We start from the raw sequence: 20,161 nt of genomic DNA, 5'->3' as shown, positions 1-20,161 counted from the left end.
GCTAGCCCTCCTCGCCGAGATAGGCCTGCCGCACGGCCGGATCGGCCCGGACCGCAGCCGGCTCGCCCGAGGCGATCACCCCGCCATAGACCAGCACGGTGACACGGTCGGCCAGCGCGAAGACGGCGCTCATGTCGTGCTCGACCAGCAGCATGGCGAAGCGGCCCTTCAGGCTCTTCAGCAAGGCGATCAGGCGTTCGCCCTCCTCATGGCCGACGCCTGCGAGCGGCTCGTCGAGCAGGATGAGCTTCGGCTGCAAGGTCAGCGCCATCGCGATCTCGAGGGCGCGCTTCTCGCCATGGGAAAGGCTGTCGGCCGGGGCATGCGCGCGGCCGGCGAGGCCGACCGCTTCCAAGGCTTCCCAGGCGGGAGCGTTGAGCGCCTCGTCGCGTGCAGCGTTGCGGAACACCGAGAGCGGATGGGCGCTCCTTGCCTGCACGCCGAGCGCGACGTTCTCCAGCGCCGAGAGCGAGGCGATGGTCGAGGTGATCTGGAAGGTGCGGGCGAGCCCCGCTTGCGCTCGCTTCTGCGGCGGCAGGTGGGTAACGTCCATGCCGCCGAACAGGATCGCACCGGAATCCGGCCGCAGCGTCCCCGAGATCTGGTGGACGAGCGTCGTCTTGCCGGCGCCGTTGGGGCCGATCAGGGCGTGGAGCTCGCCGGGCGCGATGGTGAGGTCGACACCGTTGGTGACCTTGAGCGCGCCGAAGGATTTTGCGAGCCCTTTCAGTGCAAGCGCCGGTTCAGCCATCGCGGCTCCCCCGGAGCTTGGCCATGAGGCCGGCAATACCGCCGCGGGTGAACAGCACGAAGAGCACGATCAGCGGGCCGAAGATCGCCTTCCAGTTCTGGGTCAGCCCGGAGAGCACATCCTCCACGGCAAGGAGAGCAATCGCGCCGACGATCGCCCCGTAGAGCGAGCCGACGCCGCCGAGCACGACCATGAAGATCAGCTCGCCCGAGCGCTGCCAGGACATGAAGGCGGGGCTGACGAAATCGGTCTGGTTGGCGAGCAGGAAGCCGGACAGCCCCGCCATCATGCCGCTGATGACATAGGCGCCGAGCCGGACGCGATCGACATCGTAGCCGGTCACCGTGACACGGACGGAATTCTCGCGCGCCGCCCGCAGCACGCGCCCGAAACGCGAGGCGACCAGCCGGCGCGCCAGCCAATAGCACACCGCCAGCGTGCCGAGCGCGATGTAGTAGAAGCCGGTGCGGTTGCTGAAGATCTCCCGCCCCAGGAACGTGCTCTTCTCGTAGAGCGTCAGCCCGTCGTCGCCGCCATAAGCCGAGAGCGCCTGGGCGAGGTAATAGGCCATTTGCCCGAAGGCGAGCGTGATCATGATGAAGGCGACGCCGCGCGTGCGCAACGAGACGTAGCCGGTCACCGCCGCGAAGACGGCGCAGACGATCAGGATCAACGGCAGCGCGACCAGCAGCTCGGTCTGGCCTTCGGTGATGAGGATGCCGGCGCCATAGGCCCCGATGCCGATGAAGGCAGCGTGGCCGAAGGAAACGAGACCGCCGACGCCGAGAATAAGGTCGAGCGAGAGCGCCGCGACCGCGAAAATCATCGCCCGCGTCACCAGTGTCAGCCAATGCGAGGGCAGGCCGAGCGAGGTCGCGAGGGGCAAGAGCGCCAGCAGGCCGAGGATGAAGAGCGGTGCGAGCCGGCGCAGCGGGGGCGCAGCCGGCCGTGCAATCGGGGGAGAGCCGGTTACCGCGCTCATGAGCGCCCCTTGGCCGGCAGCAGTCCCTCGGGCCGCACGAACAGCACCGCCGCCATGACCAGATAGATCAGCATCGAGGAGAGCGCCGCGCCGGTGGCGCGAGCCGAGGCCGGCGCCATGAACAACCGGAGCAGGTCGTTCATGAAGGAACGGCCGAGCGTGTCGACAAGCCCGACGATCAGCGCTCCGACGAAGGCGCCACGGATCGAGCCGATGCCGCCGACGACGATAACGACGAAGGCGAGGATCAGCACCGTATCGCCCATGCCGGGCTCGACGGAAAGGATCGGCGCCGCCATCGCCCCTGCGAAGCCGGCGAGCATGGTGCCGAAGGCGAAGACGACCATGAACAGCTTGCGGATGTCGACGCCGAGCGCCGAGACCATCGGTGCGTTCGAGGCGCCGGCCCTGAGCAGCATGCCGGTGCGGGTCTTCTCGACCACGAACCAGAGCAGCGCGCCGACGCCCAGGCCCGCCGCGATCAGGGCGAACCGGTAAGTCGGATAGAGGATGCCGTCCATCAGGCGGACATTGCCGGAGAGGAATTCGGGCACCGGCACCGAGAGCGGCGCGGCGCCCCAGATCATCTTGACCGCCTGGTTGAGCAGCAGGATCAGCCCGAAGGTCGCCAGGACCTGATCGAGATGGTCGCGTTCATAGAGATGCCGGAAGACCAGGAATTCGAAGGCAAGGCCGAGCAGCAGCGCGGCTGCGAGCGCCAGCACGAGCCCGAGCATGAAGGAGCCGGTGAGGCCGACGAAGGTCACGGCGAGATAGGCGCCCAGCATGTACTGGACGCCGTGAGCGAGATTGATGAAGTCCATCACGCCGAAGACCAGCGTCAGCCCGGCCGCCACCAGGAACAGCAGGATGCCGAACTGGAGCCCGTTCAGGAGCTGGACGATCAGAAGGCTGGTTGTCATCGCGCGGTCCTACGTCAGGGCCGGTCATGAGACGTCATGCTCGAGCCTGACCCGAGCATCTCGTGACGAAGAGATCCCCGGGCCGAAGCTTCGCTTCGCCCGAGGATGACGCTTTGCGTCACTTCAGCGCGCAATCCTTGGCGTGCGGATCGGCGTAGTCGGCAAACACCTTTTCCGCGATCTCCGTCTGGAACTTGCCATCGGGCCGCTTGGCGACCTTGACGAGGTAGAAGTCCTGGATCGGATAGCCGTTGGTGTTGAACTTGAATTTGCCGCGCAGCGAGGTGAAGTCGGCCTTCTTGATCGCCTCGCGCAGCTTGTCGGGATTGCCGGTGCCGCCGGCCGCCTTCACGGCCGAATCGATCAGCATCGCGGCGTCATAGGCCTGCTGGGCGTATGAGCCCGGCACGATCTTGTAGGCGGCTTCATAGTCCTGGACGAACGCCTTCGTCTGCGGGTTGTCCATGTTGGGCGCCCAGGTCATGCCGCCATAGAGGCCGACCGCCGCATCCTGCTGCGCCGGGAGGGTCGATTCATCGACCGTGAAGGCGGAGAGGAACGGGATCTTGCCCTGCAGGCCGGCCTGAGACCACTGCTTGACGAAGTTGACGCCGAGGCCACCGGGCAGGAAGGCGAAGACCACGTCGGGCTTCGTCGAAGCGATCTTGGCGAGGTCGGCCGAGAAATCCAGCGCGTTCAGCGGCGCATAGACCTCGTCGACGATCTCGCCCTTGAAGTAGCGCTTGAAGCCGGCGAGCGAGTCCTTACCGGCCTGATAGTTCGGCGCGATGATGTAGGCGGTCTTGTACTTCTGATCCTGCGCGTATTTGCCGAGGACTTCGTGCACCTGGTCGTTCTGGTAGGAGGTGACGAAGAAATTCTTGTTGCAGGCCTTGCCCGCCATGGTCGACGGGCCGGCATTCGGGCTGATCAGGAAGGCGCCGGAGTCGAGGACCGGCTTGGCGATGGCGCCAAGGATGTTCGAGAACACCGGGCCGACGACGAAGGCCGGCTTCTCGGTCTCGACATAGGTCCGCACCCGGTCCACCGCGACATCGGGTTTCAGTTCGTCATCGATCACCGTGATCTTGACCGGCACGCCGCCGAGCTTGCCGCCGTTCTTGTCGACCGCGAGCTGGAAGCCGTCTCGGACCTGCTGGCCGAGCGCCGCTCCGGGGCCGGTCAGCACGCTCACCACGCCGATCTTCATCGGCTCCTGCGCCTGCGCGGACGCGATGGAAAATGCCAGCGCTCCGCAGCCCAGCGCGAGTGCGAATTTGAGTGTCGTCATCGATGCCCTCCCGGGACGAACGAACGAGAAATGGATGCGCGACCCGGTTCCCTCAAACTTCTATGGCCTGCGCAGAGGCATATTGTTTCAAGCTTAAAATATCTGCAAGGGTCTGCCCCGCAGAAATTTTCCGCCGCCTCGCCCAAATGATTCACACTCTGGCGCCTGACGCCAGTGGGTCTCGCACATTCCAATGCCGCGGCTTGCGAATTCATGCGGCGCGAATAATCTCGAAAGTACCGTCCTCCGAGCCGGGTACCGCCGTGTCCTTTGTTACACAGCCCGTCGTCGCCCTCTTCATTTCGCTGGCTCTCGGCTACCTCATCGGAAAGATCAAGGTCGGGCCCGTCCGGATCGGCGGCGTCTGCGGGACGTTGTTCGTCGCGCTCGCCCTCGGGCAACTCGGAGTGACGATCAGCCCGGATCTGAAGAACGTAGCCTTCGCGCTGTTCATCTACGCGCTCGGCTTCACGGCCGGGCCGCAGTTCTTCAACAATATCCGCGGCGGGTTGCGCTATGGCGTCCTCTCCTTCGTCGAGGTCGGGACGGTGCTGACCCTGGTCGCGGCAGCCGTCCTGCTGTTCAACCTGGATGCAGGCACGGCATCCGGCCTGTTTGCGGGCGCGGCGACGGAATCGGCCGTGCTCGGTACAGCCTCTGACGCGATCTCGCGGCTGGCGCTGCCCGCAGCCGAGATTTCGCGGCTGCAGGCCAATATGGCCACCGCCTACAGCGTGACCTACCTCTTCGGGCTCGTCGCCATCGTGGTCTTTACGACGCAGATCGGCCCGCTGCTGCTTCGGATCGATCTGCGCGAGGAGGCCGCGGCACTGGCCCGGCAGCTTGGCGCCGAGGGCGACAACGACAAGGAGAACGGCGTCCCTGAGATCGTCTCGCGCACCTTCCGTGCCGGTCCCATCAGCGGCGGCACGGTCGGCGCCTTCGAGAACAGCGTCAATGGCGTCGTCACGATCGAACAGGTCGGGCGCGTCTCGGGCTTCATCAAGGCGACACCCGAAACCCAGCTCGAGGCCGATGACATCGTCCTGATCATCGGCCGGCGTCGCTCGGTCATCGCGGTCAGCGAGCGTCTCGGGGCCGAGGTCCCGATGCCCGCGGGCGACAATGTTCCGCTCGTCGAGCGTCAGGTCGTGCTCGTGCGCCGCGAGGTGGCCGGCCTGCGCATCCGTGACCTGCGCCGCCTCGCCAGTGACGAGCAGCGGCGGGGCGTGTTCATTTCCCGCGTGCGGCGCCTCGGCCAGGGCATCCCCGCTCTGCCCGGCACCGTGCTGGAGCAGGGCGACATTCTCACGCTCTATGGCTCGGAGGAGGCGATCACCCGCGCCGCGACCGAGCTCGGGCATCTGCTGCCAGCGACGTCGACGACGGATTTCGTCATGCTTGGTCTCGGCGTCGTCGCCGGCCTCCTGCTGGGCGAGCTCGCGTTGCAGATCGGCCCGCTCAATCTGACGCTCGGCACAGGCGGTGGCGCGCTGATCTCGGGTCTCGTCTTCGGCTGGCTGCACATGCACCGCCCCCTGCTCGGCGCCATTCCGCCCGAGGCGGCCGAGTTCATGAAGGATTTCGGCCTGGCGACCTTCATTGCAGCCATCGGTCTCTCGGTCGGCCCGGACGCCGTCGCGCTGCTCAAGCAGTACGGGCTGATGCTGCCGGTGCTGTCGATCCTGGTTTCGGCCGTGCCGGGCCTGGTCTCGCTCTATATCGGCCGCCATCTGCTGAAGATCGAGGCGCCGATCCTGCTCGGTGCGATCGCCGGCCAGCACTGCAGCACTCCTTCGATCACTGCACTGGTCTCGCTCGCGGGCAATTCGACCCCGGTGATCGGCTACACCGTGACCTACGCGATCTCGAACGTGCTGCTGCCGCTGATGGGGCCCGTGGTCGTCGGCATGGTCAAGCTGATCCACTGAGACCGCCCCGGCCGCAGCGCGGGAAGACCGGCCACGCGTGATCGTGGCCGGCCCGTCTGCCGCGAGCCAGCCTTGACCTCATTTTCCGTCTTCTCTTTAATTCTGCAGCGGGGGGCGCCGCAGGGAGCATCATGCTACGCGCCATCATTCTCGCCGCCGGGCTGCTGGCTCTTTCAGCGCCCGCGCAGGCTTACAGCAATCCGATCAGCCGCGGCCTCGCCGATTTCCTCAACATCTTCAGCGAACAGCCGATTCCGCGTCAGGTCGTGCCGTGGAGCGGCAAACAGGCTCCCGGCACCGTCGTGATCTCGACGAGTCAGCGGCGGCTCTACTACGTCCTCGGCAGAGGCCAGGCGCTGCGCTACGGCGTCGGCGTCGGGCGCCAGGGTTTCAGTTGGTCGGGCACCAAGACCGTCTCGATGAAGCGCGAATGGCCCGATTGGCGGCCGCCGGCCCAGATGCTGAAGCGCCGCCCGGACCTGCCGCGCCATATGGCCGGCGGCATGGACAATCCGCTCGGCGCGCGCGCGATTTATCTCGGATCGAGCCTCTACCGCATCCACGGCTCCAACGAGCCAGATACGATCGGCGCAGCGGTTTCCTCAGGCTGTATCCGCATGACCAACCGCGACGTCATGGATCTCTACGACCGCGTCCGGCCCGGCACGAAGGTGGTGGTGCTTCGATAGGGTTGCCTAACCGACCCGACGCCCGCTTCAGTGCGCAGCATTCTGCCGCCAGAGCCACCAGGAATAAGCCACACTTCCAGCGACGAGCAGCGCAAGCCCTCCGAGGCTGGCGGCGGCCAGCACATGGGGCGGGACCTTGATGAAGGCGAGCGCGACGAGCGCGAATCCAAGCCCCACCGATGCCCGGCCATAAAGCCTGTGGGTCTTCTGCCAGATGCCGGCATCTGCCAGCGTCCATGGCGTCCGGACGCCGAAGAGCCGCATCGGCCGCGTCTTGCCGGCGACATTGCCGGTCGCCACAAAAAACAATCCGAGCAGCGCAGTCATGAAGCCCGGCACGTCCCGGATCAGGCCGAGCGCATGGCCGATCAGAAGGGCGTGGCAGGCGGCGAGCAGCAGGATGACGGCCCGCCATGTCGCGGCATAGGCCGAGGCTGAGCGAGCGAGATTGCCGGCATGCGGTTCCCATCTCGGCAGGAGGACAAAGAGCACGGTCATCGCCATCGCGAAGCCCGGCATGGCGAGGAAGGCGATCAACGGATCGGCGAATCGGTCCGGCTGGCCGGCTACATCAAAATGGATCGCGATTCGTGCGTCGTGCGGCACCTGCCCGAGCGCGAAGGCGGACGCTGCGAGCATCGCGCCGATTATGAGGCAGCTTTCGAGGAGCGAAGAGCGGGTCACGGCTGGCCTTCCACTGCTTTGGCCGGATGGGAGCGGGCTTCCAGCGAGAAGCCGAAGCGGTCGAGGAACAGGCACATCGCTTCCTCGAGGACCGAGAGGTTCAAGCTGTATGTGACGGTCGTGCCGCGCTTGCCGCTCTGGACGAGATCCGCTTCGCGCAGGACTGCGAAATGGCCGGACAAGGTCGGCTTGGCCAGATCGAAATGCTCGGCGATCTCGCCCGCCRTCATGTCCTTCTCCCGCAGCAGCCGCAGGATCTCGCGCCGCGTCGGATCGGAAAGGGCTTTGAAGACCTGATTCATGTTCGTAATTTAGGCAAACACCAAAATATAGTCAATCGGTCTTCCGCCGAGCCATCCCGATGCATGAGGCAACCCGCTATCGCAGAACGCTCCATGCTTCGGGCCACTGGCGCCAGCATCGCTGTGAAGGCTGCCAATCTTTCCGGATCGCCGAAGACCAGCGGCCCCAGAACGCAAAAAACCAGCCTGCTAAGGGCTGGTTTCGGTCATCGACTAGGACTGATCGAAGAGTGTTTTGGTGGAGCCAGGCGGAATCGAACCGCCGACCTCTTGAATGCCATTCAAGCGCTCTCCCAACTGAGCTATGGCCCCACACGCGACGACCGAGTTGGGAATCGGCCGTCAAAACCGGGTCTTTCGAACCACCTCGGCGGTTCCGTCCGGGCCGCCGTCCAGCGACGCAGCGGTCTATAGGCGGCCCGGGCTGAAGACACAAGCGCTTAATGTCGCCTTGTCGTCATCTTTTTTCGAGGCTGTGGATCAGTTGTCCTCGTCGCCCTCGATATCCCCGTCGATCAGGTCGGCGACGTCGTCGTCGCCTTCCTCATCTTCCTCGAGGAAGGTGTCGTCGTCCTCACCGCCGATGTCGTCCTCGACCTCGATGTCGTCCTCGGTCGTGACCACGGCGTCCTTCTCCGAAGCCTCCGCATCGGCTTCGTCGAGCGAGACGAGCTCGACGGCGCCGTCGGCAACCTCGGTCTCTTCCTCCTCATCGGCCTCTGGCTTGGCCGGCACCTTGGCCTGCGGATCGAACATCGTCCGCGGGTAAGCCTGCCCCGTATAGGGGGAGACGATGGGATCCTTGTTCAAATCATAGAACTTGCGCCCCGTGACCGGGCAAACGCGCTTCGTTCCGAGTTCCGGTTTCGCCACTGCGTCGGACCCTTCAATCATCATGTTCTGAAAAGCAGGCGCGTCCGTTAGTCGGGGCGCGCCGCGCTGTCAAATATTGATTTGAGCCATGCGGCAACTGCGCGCAAGAGCGGGAGCCGTTTCACCCGCCCTCCAGACGGCAACGCGACCGTGCATTGGCGCGGCTTGCGCGAGCGTGCTAGAGCCGAATCCGGCCAGGTTGGAACAACCTGATCGGTATCCGTCTCTCACATACCGATAGAGAACGCGCGATCCGATCAGATTGCATTGCAATCTGATCGGATCGTGCTCTAGGCCGGGCACGCATACGTTCCTTCCCGAGCGCAGAGACCCCGATCCCCGTGTCCCACGACCACGCACCGGTCCCCGTCACCGCCCGCGCGGCAGGCCCGCTCAAGGGCCGCGTCCGGGTGCCCGGCGACAAGTCGATCTCGCACCGGGCGATCATCTTCGGCCTGCTGGCGATCGGCGAGACCAAGGTCAGCGGTCTGCTCGAAGGCGAGGATGTGCTGCGCACCGCCGCTGCGGCGCGGGCGCTGGGTGCGATCGTCCATCACGACGGCGCTGGGGCGTGGCGCGTGCAGGGGGTCGGCGTCGGTGGCCTGCGCGAACCTGCCGACGTGCTCGATTTCGGCAATGCCGGCACCGGCTCGCGGCTGATGATGGGGGTCTGCGGCTCGCATCCGATCACCACGACATTCGATGGGGACGCCTCGCTGCGCAAGCGGCCGATGCGGCGCATCCTCGATCCGCTCGAGCAGATGGGCACGGTCGTCGTCTCGCAGCAGGAGGGCGGGCGCGTGCCGCTGACCCTGCGCGGGCCGAAGGAGGCGATCCCGATCACCTACCGTCCGCCCGTCGCATCGGCGCAGATCAAGTCCGCGGTGCTGCTCGCCGCCCTGGCCGCGCCGGGCGAGACGAGCGTGATCGAGGCAGAGGCGACGCGCGACCATACCGAGAAGATGCTGGCTCATTTCGGAGCCGAAATCATCGTGACGCCGGAAGGCGAACATGGCCGGCGCATCGTACTGAAGGGCCAGCCGGAGCTGCAGGCAGCGCCGATCGCGGTGCCGGCGGACCCCTCCTCCGCCGCCTTCCCACTCGTCGCGGGCTTGATCGTGCCGGGCTCCGACATCCTGATCGAAAGCGTGATGACCAATCCGCTGCGCTCGGGCCTGCTGACGACGCTGCTCGAAATGGGCGCCGATATCACCGTCGAGCGCGAGGCCAATGAGGGCGGCGAAACCGTCGCCGACCTGCGCGTGCGGGCCTCGAGCCTGAAGGGCGTGATCGTGCCGCCCGAACGCGCGCCATCGATGATCGATGAGTATCCGGTGCTGGCGGTGGCTGCGTCCTTCGCCAGCGGCACGACGCGGATGCGCGGATTGCAGGAGCTGCGCGTCAAGGAATCGGATCGCCTCGCGGCGGTGGAGGCCGGACTGAAGGTGGCAGGCGTCACCTGCGCCATCGAGGGCGACGACCTGATCGTCGAAGGCTCGGGCGGCGGGCCGGTGCGCGGCGGCGGGCCGATCGCAACCCATCTCGACCATCGCATCGCGATGAGCTTCCTCGTCATGGGGCTGGCGACGCGCGAGCCGGTCGTGGTCGATGACGGACTGATGATCGCGACGAGCTTCCCGAGCTTCGTCGCCCTGATGAACGGCCTCGGAGGCCAGATCCGATGAGCCTAAACAAGGACGGCCTCGTCATCGCCGTCGACGGCCCTGCCGCATCCGGCAAGGGCACGCTGGCGCGCCGGCTCGCGGCCCATTACCGCCTGCCCTATCTCGATACCGGCCTGCTCTACCGGATGGTGGCCCGCGCCATGCTCGATGCCGGCCACGACATCCGCGACGCCGCAGCCGCCGAGCAGATCGTCAGCAGCTTCGACGAGACCGCCTTTCCGGAAGACCGGCTGCGCGGCCGCGAGATCGGCGAGGCGGCCTCCGTTGTCGCGGCCGTGCCGGCCGTGCGGGCCGGCTTGCTCACAAGGCAGCGGCGTTTCGCGGCGCAGACCGGCGGCGCCGTGCTCGACGGACGCGACATCGGCACGGTGATCTGCCCGGAGGCGCCGGCGAAGCTCTTCGTCACCGCGACGCCCGAAGTGCGCGCCGCGCGCCGGCACAAGGAGCTCGTCGGACGCGGCGAGGCCGTGACCTTCGACGGCATCCTCGCGGATATCCGCCGGCGCGACGCCCGTGATTCGGGGCGCAGCGACGCCCCGCTCAAGGCCGCGGAAGATGCCGTCACGCTCGACACCTCGGCGCTGACAGTCGAGGAGGCCGTCGCGGCCGCCATCGACATCGTCGAGAGGCGCCGCGCCGGCTGAGAACCTCCTGCTCGCGCATTTGCTATCGAAACAGGCGCCGTTAGCGGGATTTTCCGGCTTGGCGATCATCGCAGCCAGAGGCACACTCCTTTCCGCGACAGGACGAAGGAGGTGGCGATGCGGCGCTGGCTGTGCGGTCTCTCATGCCTGGGAGTGGCGGTGCTCTGGCAGCCTGCCCTGCCCCGGGCCCAGACGGCCGGCGCTCCCCCAGAAGAGGTCGATGTCGCGCTCGTGCTCGCGGTCGACGTCTCCTATTCGATGGACCTCGACGAGCTCGCCCTGCAGCGCAACGGCTATATCGAGGCCTTCCGCTCGAAGCAGCTCCACGACGCGATCGCCAAGGGCGCGATCGGCAAGATCGCCGTGACCTATTTCGAATGGGCGGGCAGCAGCTTCCAATACGTCGTGCGGCCATGGAAGGTGATCGATGGCCCGGCCGCGGCCGTCGCCTTTGCCGAGGAGCTGGGTGAGGCTCCGACGCGGCGCGGACGGCGCACCTCGATCTCGGGGGCAATCGATCTCGGCGTGCAAATGCTCGAACAGGTCAACGTCACGGCGATACGGCGCGTCATCGACATCTCCGGTGACGGCGCCAACAATGACGGGCGGCCCGTCACCGCGGCGCGCGACGAGGCTGGCGCCAAGGGCATCGCGATCAACGGCCTGCCCGTGATGCTGAAACAGGCCGGCTATTTCGACATCGACAATCTCGACGTCTACTACAAGGACTGCGTCGTCACCGGAATCGGCGCCTTCGTCATCCCGATCCGCGAGAAGAGCCAGTTCGTCGAGGCGACCAAGACCAAGCTGCTGCGCGAGATCGCCGAGGCACCGGCCGATGCGACCGTTCACAAGGCCCAGGCGGGCGACTCGGTCTCCTGCCTCGCCGGCGAACGGCAATGGCGTGACCGCATGGGGAATTGAGGATTTATCTCCTACCTCGCCGTCATCCCGGGCAAGCGAAGCGCAGACCCGGGATCCATGCCCGGACCCTCATCGGAATCGATCCGGAATGGATCCCGGATCGGCGCCGCTTCGCGGCTTGTCCGGGATGACGACGAGGGAACGGTAAGCCCTCACGTCCCGCGCGGCTTGGCTCGCGTTGTGGGCAACGCTGCAGCGGGATCATCCGGCCAGAGATGGCGGGGGTAACGGCCCTTCATCTCCGACTTAACCGCCGCCCAGGAGCCGCGCCAGAAGCCGGGCAGGTCACGCGTCACCTGGATCGGCCGGTGCGCCGGGGAGAGCAGTTCCAGCACCAGCGGCACCCGTCCGCCGGCCAAGGCAGGATGCGTCGCGAGGCCGTAGAGTTCCTGCACGCGCACCGAAATGGTCGGGCCGGCCTCGGCGGCATAGTCGACCGCGAGCGAAGACCCCGTCGGCGCGGTAAAATGGGTCGGCGCTTCCTGATCGAGCCGGCGCTTCAACTCCCAGGTCAGCAGCATCGCCAGGGCCGAATCGAGATCGGAAGGCTGGATCGAAGCGAGCGAGGCGCGGCCGAGGAGATGCGGCGCCAGCCAGAGTTCCGGCTCTTGCGCCAATCCTTCGTCGGAGAGATCGGGCCAATTTTCCTCCGGTTCCGCCTTGCGCAGGAAGGCGGCGCGCTCGCGGAGCTGGTTCTGGCCTTTCGTCCAGGGCAGGAGGCCGATGTCGAGCGACGCGATGCCCTTGGCCAACGCCTCGGCATTCCCCGGCGTATCCGCGACGGAGAGCGGCCGCTCGGACAGCGCGAGCCCGCCATAGCGGCGCACCGCCCGAACCCGCAGCGCGCGGGCAGTCCGGTCGAAATTCGCCTCCTCGCGCTCCGCGATGCCGAAGGGCGCAAGCCCATGGCCGACGAGCGCCGCGATCTCGGCTTCGGTGATCGCTGCGGCGGCCATGATGCGGGCCTGCTGGGCCGCACCGGTCAATTCCGCAACGACGATATAGGGCTCGCGCGCCAGACGCTGCGACGGTTCCACCGCGCCACCGCGGCCATTGGCGAGGAGATACTGCCCCGACCCCGGAGAGCGGGCCTTGGCGACGCGATCCGGATAGGCAAAGGCGAGCAGAAGGCCGGGCGACAGCGGTTCACCGGCGTCTGCCTTATCCCCGCGGGCGCTTCGCTGGGCGGTTCGTGCCCAGCCTTCGGCGAGGCGGCGCATGTCGCCGGCCCGGCCGCCGCGCTCACGGCTGAGCCGCTCCAGCCTTTCGGCCAGATCGACGGCATCGCCACCGAGCCCGCGCTCGACCAGCACGGCCGCGAGATCGGCCGCGGCGTTCGCCTGCCCGAAGCGGGCGGCAGCCACGACCATGCGCGCGAGCCGCGGCGGCAAAGGCAGCGCCTGCAAGGCTCGCCCGTCCGGCGTGATGCGGCCATCGCCATCGAGCGCACCGATATTGCTCAGCAGGGCGCGCGCTTCCTTGAGGGCCGGGGCGGGCGGAAGGTCGAGGAATGCCAGAGTCGTCGGATCGCCGACGCCCCAGGCGGCGCAATCGAGCAATAGCGGGCTCAGATCGGCCGAGAGGATCTCCGGCCGGGCGAAGGCTTCGAGCGCGCCGGTCGCGGCCTCCTCCCAAAGGCGGTAGCAGACACCCGGCTCGGTACGGCCGGCGCGGCCCCGGCGCTGATCGGCGGCGGCGCGGCTGACACGGCGGGTCTCCAGCCGGGTCACGCCGATATCAGGCTCGTAGACCGGGACCCGGGCGAGGCCGGAATCGATGACGACGCGCACGCCCTCGATGGTCAGCGAGGTCTCGGCGATGGCGGTGGCGAGCACGATCTTGCGCTTGCCGGCGGGCGCCGGCAGCACGGCGCGGTCCTGGTCGCGCTGGTCGAGCGCACCATAGAGCGGCGCGATCTCGACGGCGGGATCGCGTAGCCTCTCGCGCAGGCGCTCCTCGACGCGGCGAATCTCGCCCTGTCCCGGCAGGAAGACGAGTTGCGAGCCCGGCTGCTCGTTGAGCGCGAGCAAAACCGTCTCCATGACCTGATCCTCGATGCGCTTCAGCGGGTCGCGGCCGCGGTAGCGCGTCTCGATCGGAAAGGCGCGGCCCTCGCTCTCGATCACCGGCGCTTCGCCGAGCAGCTTCGCGACGCGGGCGCCGTCGAGCGTTGCCGACATGACGAGGATGCGCAGATCCTCACGCAGGCCGCCCTGCGCGTCGAGCGCAAGCGCAAGGCCGAAATCGGCATCGAGCGAACGCTCGTGGAATTCGTCGAAGAGGACGGCCGCGACGCCTTCGAGCGCCGGATCGTCCAGGATCATCCGCGCAAAGACGCCCTCGGTGACGACCTCGATGCGCGTCTTCGGACCAATCTTGGAGCCGAGGCGCACGCGCAGGCCGACGGTCTCGCCGACACGCTCGCCCAGGGTCTGCGCCATCCGGTTCGCCGCGCCGCGCGCCGCCAGCCGCCGCGGCTCGAGCAGGATGAGCTTGCCGCCCTTTGTCCAGGGCTCGTCGAGCAGAGCGAGCGGCACGCGCGTGGTCTTGCCGGCGCCGGGAGGGGCGACAAGCACGGCGTTCGGCCGACTCCGCAAGACAGCAGCGAGGTCGCCGAGAACGGCATCGATGGGAAGGGCGGTGTCGAAGGCGCGCATGCCCGGCGGATGTGGCGCAGGCTCGCCTCGCGCGCAAGCCACTCGCCAGCCCGCCCGTCCCATGCTAACCGCAAGCCCATGACAGAGACCGGCCAGACCCGCATCCAGAACCGCTTCCAGGCCTGCGCCCGCGAGGGCCGGGCGGCGCTCGTGACCTTCGTCACCGCCGGCGACCCCGATTTCGAGACGGCGAGCGCCATCCTCGCGGCCCTCCCCGCGGCCGGCGCCGACGTGATCGAGCTCGGCGTGCCCTTCACCGATCCGATGGCGGACGGCGTGCCGGTCCAGCTCGCCGGGCAGCGCGCGCTGAAAGCCGGGCAGACGCTGCGGAAGACGCTCGCCATGGTCGAGAGCTTCCGCACGGCCGGCCACGACACGCCGATCGTGCTGATGGGCTACTACAATCCGATCTACGCCTATGGCGTCGAGGCCTTCCTGGCCGAGGCACGCCGCGTCGGTGTCGACGGTCTCATCGTCGTCGATCTGCCGCCGGAGGAGGACGAGGAGCTCTGCCTGCCGGCGCTGAAGGCGGGGGTTTCCTTCATCCGCCTGGCCACGCCGACCACCGACGACAGGCGCCTGCCGAAGGTGCTGCAGAACACCTCCGGCTTCGTCTATTACGTCTCGATGACCGGCGTGACCGGCGGCGCCATCGCCGACTATGGCGCGGTCGGCGACGCGGTTGCCCGGATCAAGCGCCACACCGACCTGCCCGTCGCGGTCGGCTTCGGCGTGAAGACTGCGGCCGACGCCGCCACCATCGCCAAGAGTGCGGACGGTGTCGTCGTCGGCTCGGCCCTTGTGGAGCGCGTCCGGCTCTCGCTCGACAGCGACGGCAAGGCCACGGAAAAGACGGTTTCGGCTGTCACCTCGCTGGTCAGCGAACTCGCCCAGGGCGTCCGTTCGGCGGCCAAGGCGGCCTGAGGCCGGTTTCATTCAACGGTTGCGTCGCTTGCCCGCCGGCAGACGCGACCCCATTTTCGGCGTGACGGCGCCCCGGCGCTGAAAGCCCATCAGGGATTCATCCGATGAACTGGATTTCCGAAGTCGTCCGGCCGCGCATCAAGACGCTGTTCAAGCGCGAGACCCCGGAGAACCTCTGGATCAAGTGCCCCGATTCCGGGCAGATGGTGTTCCACAAGGATGTCGAGGCGAATGGCTACGTCATCCCCGGCTCCGAGCACCATATGCGCGTCACCGCGCCGGAGCGGCTGCGGCTGACCTTCGACGACGGCAAGTGGCTCGACGTCGCTTTGCCGGAGGTTTCCGTCGATCCGCTCAAGTTCCGCGACGAGAAGCGCTATGTCGACCGGCTGAAGGACGCCCGCGCCAAGACCGGCGCGCAGGACGCCTTCAAGATCGGCTATGGCCGGGTCAAGGGTCTGCCGATGACGCTGGCGGTGCAGGACTTCCACTTCATGGGCGGCTCGCTCGGCATGGCCGCCGGCGAGGCCTTCGTCAAAGGGGCCGAAACCGCGCTCGAGAAGAAAACCCCCTATGTCGTCTTCGCGGCTTCCGGCGGGGCGCGCATGCAGGAAGGCATCCTCTCGCTGATGCAATTGCCGCGGACGACCGTGGCGGTGCGCCGCCTGCGCGCGGCCGGCCTGCCCTATTTCGTGGTGCTGACCAACCCGACCACCGGCGGCGTCACCGCCTCCTACGCCATGCTGGGCGACATCCACATCGCCGAGCCCGGGGCGCTGATCGGCTTCGCCGGGCCGCGCGTGATCGAGCAGACCATCCGCGAGAAGCTGCCGGAAGGCTTCCAGCGCTCGGAATATCTCAAGGATCACGGTATGGTCGACATGGTCGTGCATCGCCGCGAGATCCCGGACACGCTGGCCCGGCTCGGCCGCCTGCTGACCAAGCAGCCGGCGGCGAAGAGCGAAGCCGCCGCTCCCGCGCGTCCGGTGGCCGAGGCCGTCTGAGGTTATTCACGGCTGGGGGCCGTCACGTCATGGGGTCTTCCGACGCCTTGCTCGCGCGCTTCATGGCGCTGCATCCCAAGCTGATCGACCTCTCGCTCGGCCGTATCCTCACCCTGCTGGAGCGGCTCGGCGACCCCCAGAAGAAGCTGCCGCCGGTGATCCATGTCGCCGGCACCAACGGCAAGGGCTCGACCATCGCCTTCATGCGGGCGATCCTCGAAGCGGCCGGCCTGTCCGTCCATGTCTATATCTCGCCGCATCTGGTGCGCTTCCATGAGCGCATCCGGCTGGGCGCGCCCGGCGGCGGCCGCTTCGTCGCCGAGGACAAGCTCGTCGAGGCGCTGGAGCGCTGCGAGGCGATCAATGCCGGCGACCCCATCACCTTCTTCGAGATGACGACGGCAGCCGGGCTCCTGCTCTTTGCGGAGAACCCCGCCGACGTGCTGCTGCTGGAGGTCGGACTCGGCGGACGCTTCGATGCGACGAACGTCATCGCGCACCCGGCCTGCACGGTGGTGACGCCGGTCTCGCTCGACCATTCCGAATATCTCGGCGACACCGTCACCAAGATCGCCGGCGAGAAGGCCGGCATCTTCAAGCGCGGCGCGCCGGCCGTGATCGCGCCGCAGGAGCCGGAGCCGACCGCGGTTCTCGAAGCCGCGGCCGAGCGCGCCGGCGCCTCCAAGATCCTCATCGGCGCGCAGGACTTCAACGTCCATGAGGCCGGTGGGCGGCTGGTCTACGAGGATGGCGACGGGCTGCTGGACCTGCCCTTGCCGCGCCTGACCGGGCGCCATCAGCACATCAATGCCGGGACCGCGATCGCGGCACTGCGCGCGGCCGGCTATAGCGCCCTGCCGACACGCGCCTTCGAGGAAGGCATGCGCCATGCCGACTGGCCGGCGCGGCTGCAGCGGCTGGCGCGCGGGCGCCTCGCCGAGATCGTGCCGGAGCGCGCCGAGCTCTGGCTCGACGGCGGCCACAACCCCGATGGCGGGCGCGTGCTGGCCCAGGCCATGGCCGACCTGGCCGACCGCAACCCGGCGCCGCTGGTGATGATCGCCGGCCTGCTCTCGACCAAGGACGCAGCCGCCACTCTCAGCCATTTCAAGGGGCTGGCGCAGGCGCTCTATGCCGTGCCGATCCAGAACTCGCTCGCCGCCCGCCCAGCCGAGGAAGTCGCCGATGCCGCCCGTGGCGCCGGCCTCGCGGCCGAGGTTTCCGGCTCGGTGGAACAGGCGCTCAGAACGATCGCGGCGCGCGACTGGCCGGCACCGCCGCGTATCCTGATCTGCGGCTCGCTCTATCTCGCCGGCGAGGTGCTCTCGGCCAACGGCACGCCACCGGCCTAGAGCCTATGACCCATGGAGAAAGCCGATCCGCTGCAGGAAGGCTTCGACGTCGCCGCGCCAGCTCTCGGTATCGCGGATATAGCGGTGCCCGTCCGTGCCATAGGCGGGCGCCGACACGAAGCGCGCGGCGCCGCCGGCCTCGGTGAAGGCCTTGAGCAGCCTGTTCGCCAGATCCGGCCCGAAGAAGCGGTCGTTGACGCTGTAGATCCAGAGCTCCGGCACATGGGAGTTTCGTCCATAGCGGGCTGCCGCAGCCACGAGTTCGTCAGGCTTGCAGACGTCATCCGGACCGCGCGAGCCGCGCCCGCCTGCGAAGTTCACGACCCCGATCAGCCCTTTGAGCGGCTGCGATGCGGCGGCGATGGACCCCCAGCCGCCGGCGGAGACGCCCATCAGCACGATCCTCGTCGGATCGGCATCGCGACGCGAGGCGACGCTCAACGCAGCGGCCCGGATATCCTCCGCCGTGGCCAGCCCCGCCTGGTAATAGCGCGCACGCTCGCAGCCGCCGTAATCCTCGGCCCAGCGCAAAGGATGCGGGCCGTAGCCGCGCCGGATGGGCACGGCGACCAGAATGCCGCGACGGGCCAGGCTTTCGGCGACCCCGCGGAGCGTGCCTCGGCCGAAATCGCTCCTGCCCGCCGCATCGCGGGGACTGCCATGCGACAGGACGAGCACGGGAAAAGGACCGGCTCCGCTCGGAACGTAGAGATGGACCGGGATCGGCGCGCCGTCGACATGCGCAACGGTGTCTTCGCGTGACTGCGCCCAGAGGGGCGCGCCGGCGAGTATCCACGCAAACGCCAGCGCGAAGGCGGCTGATGCTCTCCGGCGCCGATCAGCGCCAAACCGCCTGAAACGAAGCATATCGAGATTCTCGGGAGCGAGGCAGCGATGACGAAGCAGAATGACACCGGTTGGCGCGATGTCGCAAGGATCGGCCAGGGCAGCTGGTATATCGAGCAAGGCGACAAGAGCGAGGCGATCGCGGCGCTCAGGCGCGGCCTCGATCTCGGTCTCAGCCATATCGACACCGCCGAGATGTATGGCGACGGCCGCTCCGAGGCGATCATCGGCGAGGCCATCGCGGGCCGGCGCGACGAGGTCTTCCTGGTATCGAAGGTGCTGCCGCACAACGCCTCCCGGCAGGGCGTGCGCGCCGCCTGCGAGCGCTCGCTGAAGCATCTGAAGACCGACCGGCTCGATGGCTACCTGCTGCATTGGCGCGGACCGCATCCGCTGGAAGAGACCTTCGCCGCCTTCGAGGCGCTTAAGCAGGAGGGCAAGATCCTCTCCTGGGGCGTCAGCAACTTCGACGAGGACGACCTCGACGAGGCACTCGCCGCCGCCGGCAAGGGCAGGATCGCCTGCAACCAGGTGCTCTACCATCTGCGTGAGCGTGCCATCGAGCACGCCGTGATCCCATGGTGCGAGCGGCACGGCGTCGCCGTCACCGCCTACAGCCCTTTCGGCCATGACGATTTCCCCGCCCCCGGGAGCGCTCAGGGCAAGGTGCTGTCCGAGATCGCCAGGGAGCACGATGCGACGCCGCGGCAGGTCGCGCTCGCCTTCCTGACACGGCGATCGAGCGTCTTTGCGATCCCGAAGGCGGGCAGGGTCACCCATATCGAGGACAATGCCGGGGCGCTGCGTCTTGCCCTCTCGGGGACCGACATCGCCCGCATCGACGCCGCCTTCCCGCGCGGCCGCAAACCACAGGCGTTGCCAATGATTTGATCGGTGCCGGAAACCACGTTCCGTCTTCCCACTTTACAGGCTCCGGCGCCCGCGCTTTCCTAGGGTCAAGGGCGACGGCCACCAGAGCCTCACGAGCGCCCGCTCAGCAGTAGCGTCTTCGGAGTTCGGGCGATGCGTCGCGTTCTCGGCATCTTGGCCGTCTTGTTCCTGTCCGTGCTCAGCGCCGCCCAGGCGCAAGCCGGCGTCGACGTCAGGGTCGACATCGCCGCCCAGCGCATGAAGGTCACCACCAGCGACGGCGAGGTCCATGACTGGAAGATCTCCTCCGGCCGCAGCGGCTTCCGCTCACCGAACGGCGTGTATCGGCCGACCCGTCTCGAGAGGAGCTGGTATTCGCGCAAATATGGCGGAGCGATGCCCTACGCGGTTTTCTTCCGCGGTGGCTACGCCATCCACGGCACGACGGCGGTCGGGGCACTCGGCCGCCCTGCCTCGCATGGCTGCATCCGGCTGCATCCCGCCAATGCCGCCAAGCTGTTCGCACTGGTGAAGAAGTATGGTGCCGGCCAGACCCGGATCGCGCTGAACGGCGCTGCGACCGAAAATCTCTCGCGCTTCGCCAAGGCATCGACGACATCGAAGGCCAAGTTTGCGAAGGCTGCCCCGTCGAAGCAAAAGATCGCCAAGGCCAAGCCTCGCAGCCAGGACAGCACGATCGCGCAGCAACGCCAGGGCCATGGCTGGGAGGCGGCCCGCGGCCAGATCCTGCTGCGCCCGGCCCTGCCGGCCAATGCCTATGGCTACCAGCCCTATTATCCCAGCGGCTATGGCTACGGCTGGCGCTGAG

Annotated in this window: 19 protein-coding genes and 1 tRNA gene; 10 read left to right on the top strand and 10 right to left on the bottom strand. The window is 67.7% G+C overall.

All coding sequences use genetic code 11. The annotated features are described in order from the left end of the window. Position 1: 1 nt before the first annotated feature. From AB4Z10_RS20300 to AB4Z10_RS20285, 4 genes are all read right to left on the bottom strand, one after another. Positions 2-751 (bottom strand): ABC transporter ATP-binding protein, encoded by a 750-nt coding sequence (locus AB4Z10_RS20300; RefSeq protein WP_441472198.1) that lies wholly within the window; start codon positions 749-751, stop codon positions 2-4. Then, positions 744-1,733: a branched-chain amino acid ABC transporter permease gene (locus AB4Z10_RS20295; RefSeq protein ID WP_441472197.1), complete on the bottom strand. Its 990-nt coding sequence runs from the start codon at positions 1,731-1,733 to the stop codon at positions 744-746. Before AB4Z10_RS20295 ends, AB4Z10_RS20300 begins: the two co-directional genes overlap by 8 nt. Then, complete coding sequence (locus AB4Z10_RS20290; RefSeq protein ID WP_441472196.1) at positions 1,730-2,656, bottom strand: branched-chain amino acid ABC transporter permease; 927 nt, start codon at positions 2,654-2,656, stop codon at positions 1,730-1,732. Before AB4Z10_RS20290 ends, AB4Z10_RS20295 begins: the two co-directional genes overlap by 4 nt. A 118-nt stretch (positions 2,657-2,774) precedes the next feature. Then, the gene (locus AB4Z10_RS20285) at positions 2,775-3,947 is read right to left on the bottom strand and encodes an ABC transporter substrate-binding protein (RefSeq protein ID WP_441472195.1); all 1,173 of its coding nucleotides are present in this window, start codon (positions 3,945-3,947) and stop codon (positions 2,775-2,777) included. A gap of 263 nt (positions 3,948-4,210) precedes the next feature. On the opposite strand from AB4Z10_RS20285, the gene aspT reads away from it, so the two are divergent. Together aspT and AB4Z10_RS20275 are read left to right on the top strand one after the other, a co-directional pair. Beyond that, complete coding sequence (aspT, locus tag AB4Z10_RS20280) at positions 4,211-5,878, top strand: aspartate-alanine antiporter (RefSeq protein WP_441472194.1); 1,668 nt, start codon at positions 4,211-4,213, stop codon at positions 5,876-5,878. Between the two features lie 131 nt (positions 5,879-6,009). Continuing rightward, entirely contained in the window at positions 6,010-6,567 is a 558-nt protein-coding gene (locus AB4Z10_RS20275) for a L,D-transpeptidase (RefSeq protein ID WP_441472193.1), read from the top strand. A gap of 27 nt (positions 6,568-6,594) precedes the next feature. On the opposite strand, the gene AB4Z10_RS20270 is transcribed toward AB4Z10_RS20275, so the two are convergent. From AB4Z10_RS20270 to AB4Z10_RS20255, 4 genes are all read right to left on the bottom strand, one after another. Continuing rightward, positions 6,595-7,251 carry an SdpI family protein gene (locus AB4Z10_RS20270; RefSeq protein WP_441472192.1) on the bottom strand — a complete coding sequence of 219 codons (657 nt, stop codon included), beginning with the start codon at positions 7,249-7,251 and terminating at the stop codon, positions 6,595-6,597. Then, the gene (locus tag AB4Z10_RS20265; RefSeq protein ID WP_441472191.1) at positions 7,248-7,553 is read right to left on the bottom strand and encodes an autorepressor SdpR family transcription factor; all 306 of its coding nucleotides are present in this window, start codon (positions 7,551-7,553) and stop codon (positions 7,248-7,250) included. Before AB4Z10_RS20265 ends, AB4Z10_RS20270 begins: the two co-directional genes overlap by 4 nt. A gap of 236 nt (positions 7,554-7,789) precedes the next feature. After that, a tRNA-Ala gene (locus AB4Z10_RS20260) sits at positions 7,790-7,865 on the bottom strand. Between the two features lie 168 nt (positions 7,866-8,033). Beyond that, positions 8,034-8,426 carry a TIGR02300 family protein gene (locus tag AB4Z10_RS20255; RefSeq protein ID WP_441472403.1) on the bottom strand — a complete coding sequence of 131 codons (393 nt, stop codon included), beginning with the start codon at positions 8,424-8,426 and terminating at the stop codon, positions 8,034-8,036. Between the two features lie 341 nt (positions 8,427-8,767). On the opposite strand from AB4Z10_RS20255, the gene aroA reads away from it, so the two are divergent. The 3 genes from aroA (at position 8,768) to AB4Z10_RS20240 (ending at position 11,679) form a co-directional block, all read left to right on the top strand. Next, the gene (aroA, locus tag AB4Z10_RS20250) at positions 8,768-10,111 is read left to right on the top strand and encodes a 3-phosphoshikimate 1-carboxyvinyltransferase (RefSeq protein ID WP_441472190.1); all 1,344 of its coding nucleotides are present in this window, start codon (positions 8,768-8,770) and stop codon (positions 10,109-10,111) included. After that, a complete protein-coding gene (gene cmk / locus AB4Z10_RS20245; protein ID WP_441472189.1) occupies positions 10,108-10,755 on the top strand; it encodes a (d)CMP kinase in 648 nt (215 codons plus the stop codon). The genes aroA and cmk overlap by 4 nt, the downstream gene beginning before the upstream one ends. Positions 10,756-10,872: 117 nt before the next feature. After that, positions 10,873-11,679 carry a DUF1194 domain-containing protein gene (locus AB4Z10_RS20240; protein WP_441472188.1) on the top strand — a complete coding sequence of 269 codons (807 nt, stop codon included), beginning with the start codon at positions 10,873-10,875 and terminating at the stop codon, positions 11,677-11,679. 152 nt (positions 11,680-11,831) lie between these two features. Here the strand turns inward: AB4Z10_RS20240 and hrpB are convergent, their stop codons facing one another. Then, a complete protein-coding gene (gene hrpB / locus AB4Z10_RS20235; protein WP_441472187.1) occupies positions 11,832-14,336 on the bottom strand; it encodes an ATP-dependent helicase HrpB in 2,505 nt (834 codons plus the stop codon). A 78-nt stretch (positions 14,337-14,414) separates the two neighbouring features. On the opposite strand from hrpB, the gene trpA reads away from it, so the two are divergent. The 3 genes from trpA to AB4Z10_RS20220 all read left to right on the top strand — a co-directional run bounded on the left by trpA (position 14,415) and on the right by AB4Z10_RS20220 (position 17,616). Then, positions 14,415-15,260 (top strand): tryptophan synthase subunit alpha, encoded by an 846-nt coding sequence (gene trpA, locus AB4Z10_RS20230; RefSeq protein WP_441472186.1) that lies wholly within the window; start codon positions 14,415-14,417, stop codon positions 15,258-15,260. A 104-nt stretch (positions 15,261-15,364) separates the two neighbouring features. Continuing rightward, the gene (accD, locus tag AB4Z10_RS20225) at positions 15,365-16,264 is read left to right on the top strand and encodes an acetyl-CoA carboxylase, carboxyltransferase subunit beta (RefSeq protein WP_441472185.1); all 900 of its coding nucleotides are present in this window, start codon (positions 15,365-15,367) and stop codon (positions 16,262-16,264) included. A gap of 29 nt (positions 16,265-16,293) precedes the next feature. Next, complete coding sequence (locus AB4Z10_RS20220; protein ID WP_441472184.1) at positions 16,294-17,616, top strand: bifunctional folylpolyglutamate synthase/dihydrofolate synthase; 1,323 nt, start codon at positions 16,294-16,296, stop codon at positions 17,614-17,616. 3 nt (positions 17,617-17,619) lie between these two features. Here the strand turns inward: AB4Z10_RS20220 and AB4Z10_RS20215 are convergent, their stop codons facing one another. Beyond that, on the bottom strand, positions 17,620-18,483 hold the full coding sequence (locus AB4Z10_RS20215; protein WP_441472183.1) for an alpha/beta hydrolase family protein: 864 nt from the start codon (positions 18,481-18,483) through the stop codon (positions 17,620-17,622). A gap of 27 nt (positions 18,484-18,510) precedes the next feature. Here AB4Z10_RS20215 and AB4Z10_RS20210 point away from each other — a divergent pair, with 27 nt between their 5' ends. Next, positions 18,511-19,353, top strand: coding sequence for an aldo/keto reductase (locus tag AB4Z10_RS20210; protein ID WP_441472182.1), 843 nt, complete (start codon positions 18,511-18,513; stop codon positions 19,351-19,353). A gap of 132 nt (positions 19,354-19,485) precedes the next feature. After that, positions 19,486-20,160 carry a L,D-transpeptidase gene (locus tag AB4Z10_RS20205; protein ID WP_441472181.1) on the top strand — a complete coding sequence of 225 codons (675 nt, stop codon included), beginning with the start codon at positions 19,486-19,488 and terminating at the stop codon, positions 20,158-20,160. Position 20,161: the final 1 nt, after the last annotated feature.

The organism is Allobosea sp. RAF48, assembly GCF_052114025.1.
Taxonomy (GTDB): domain Bacteria; phylum Pseudomonadota; class Alphaproteobacteria; order Rhizobiales; family Beijerinckiaceae; genus Allobosea.
This window is presented reverse-complemented; position numbering and strand designations above follow the sequence as displayed.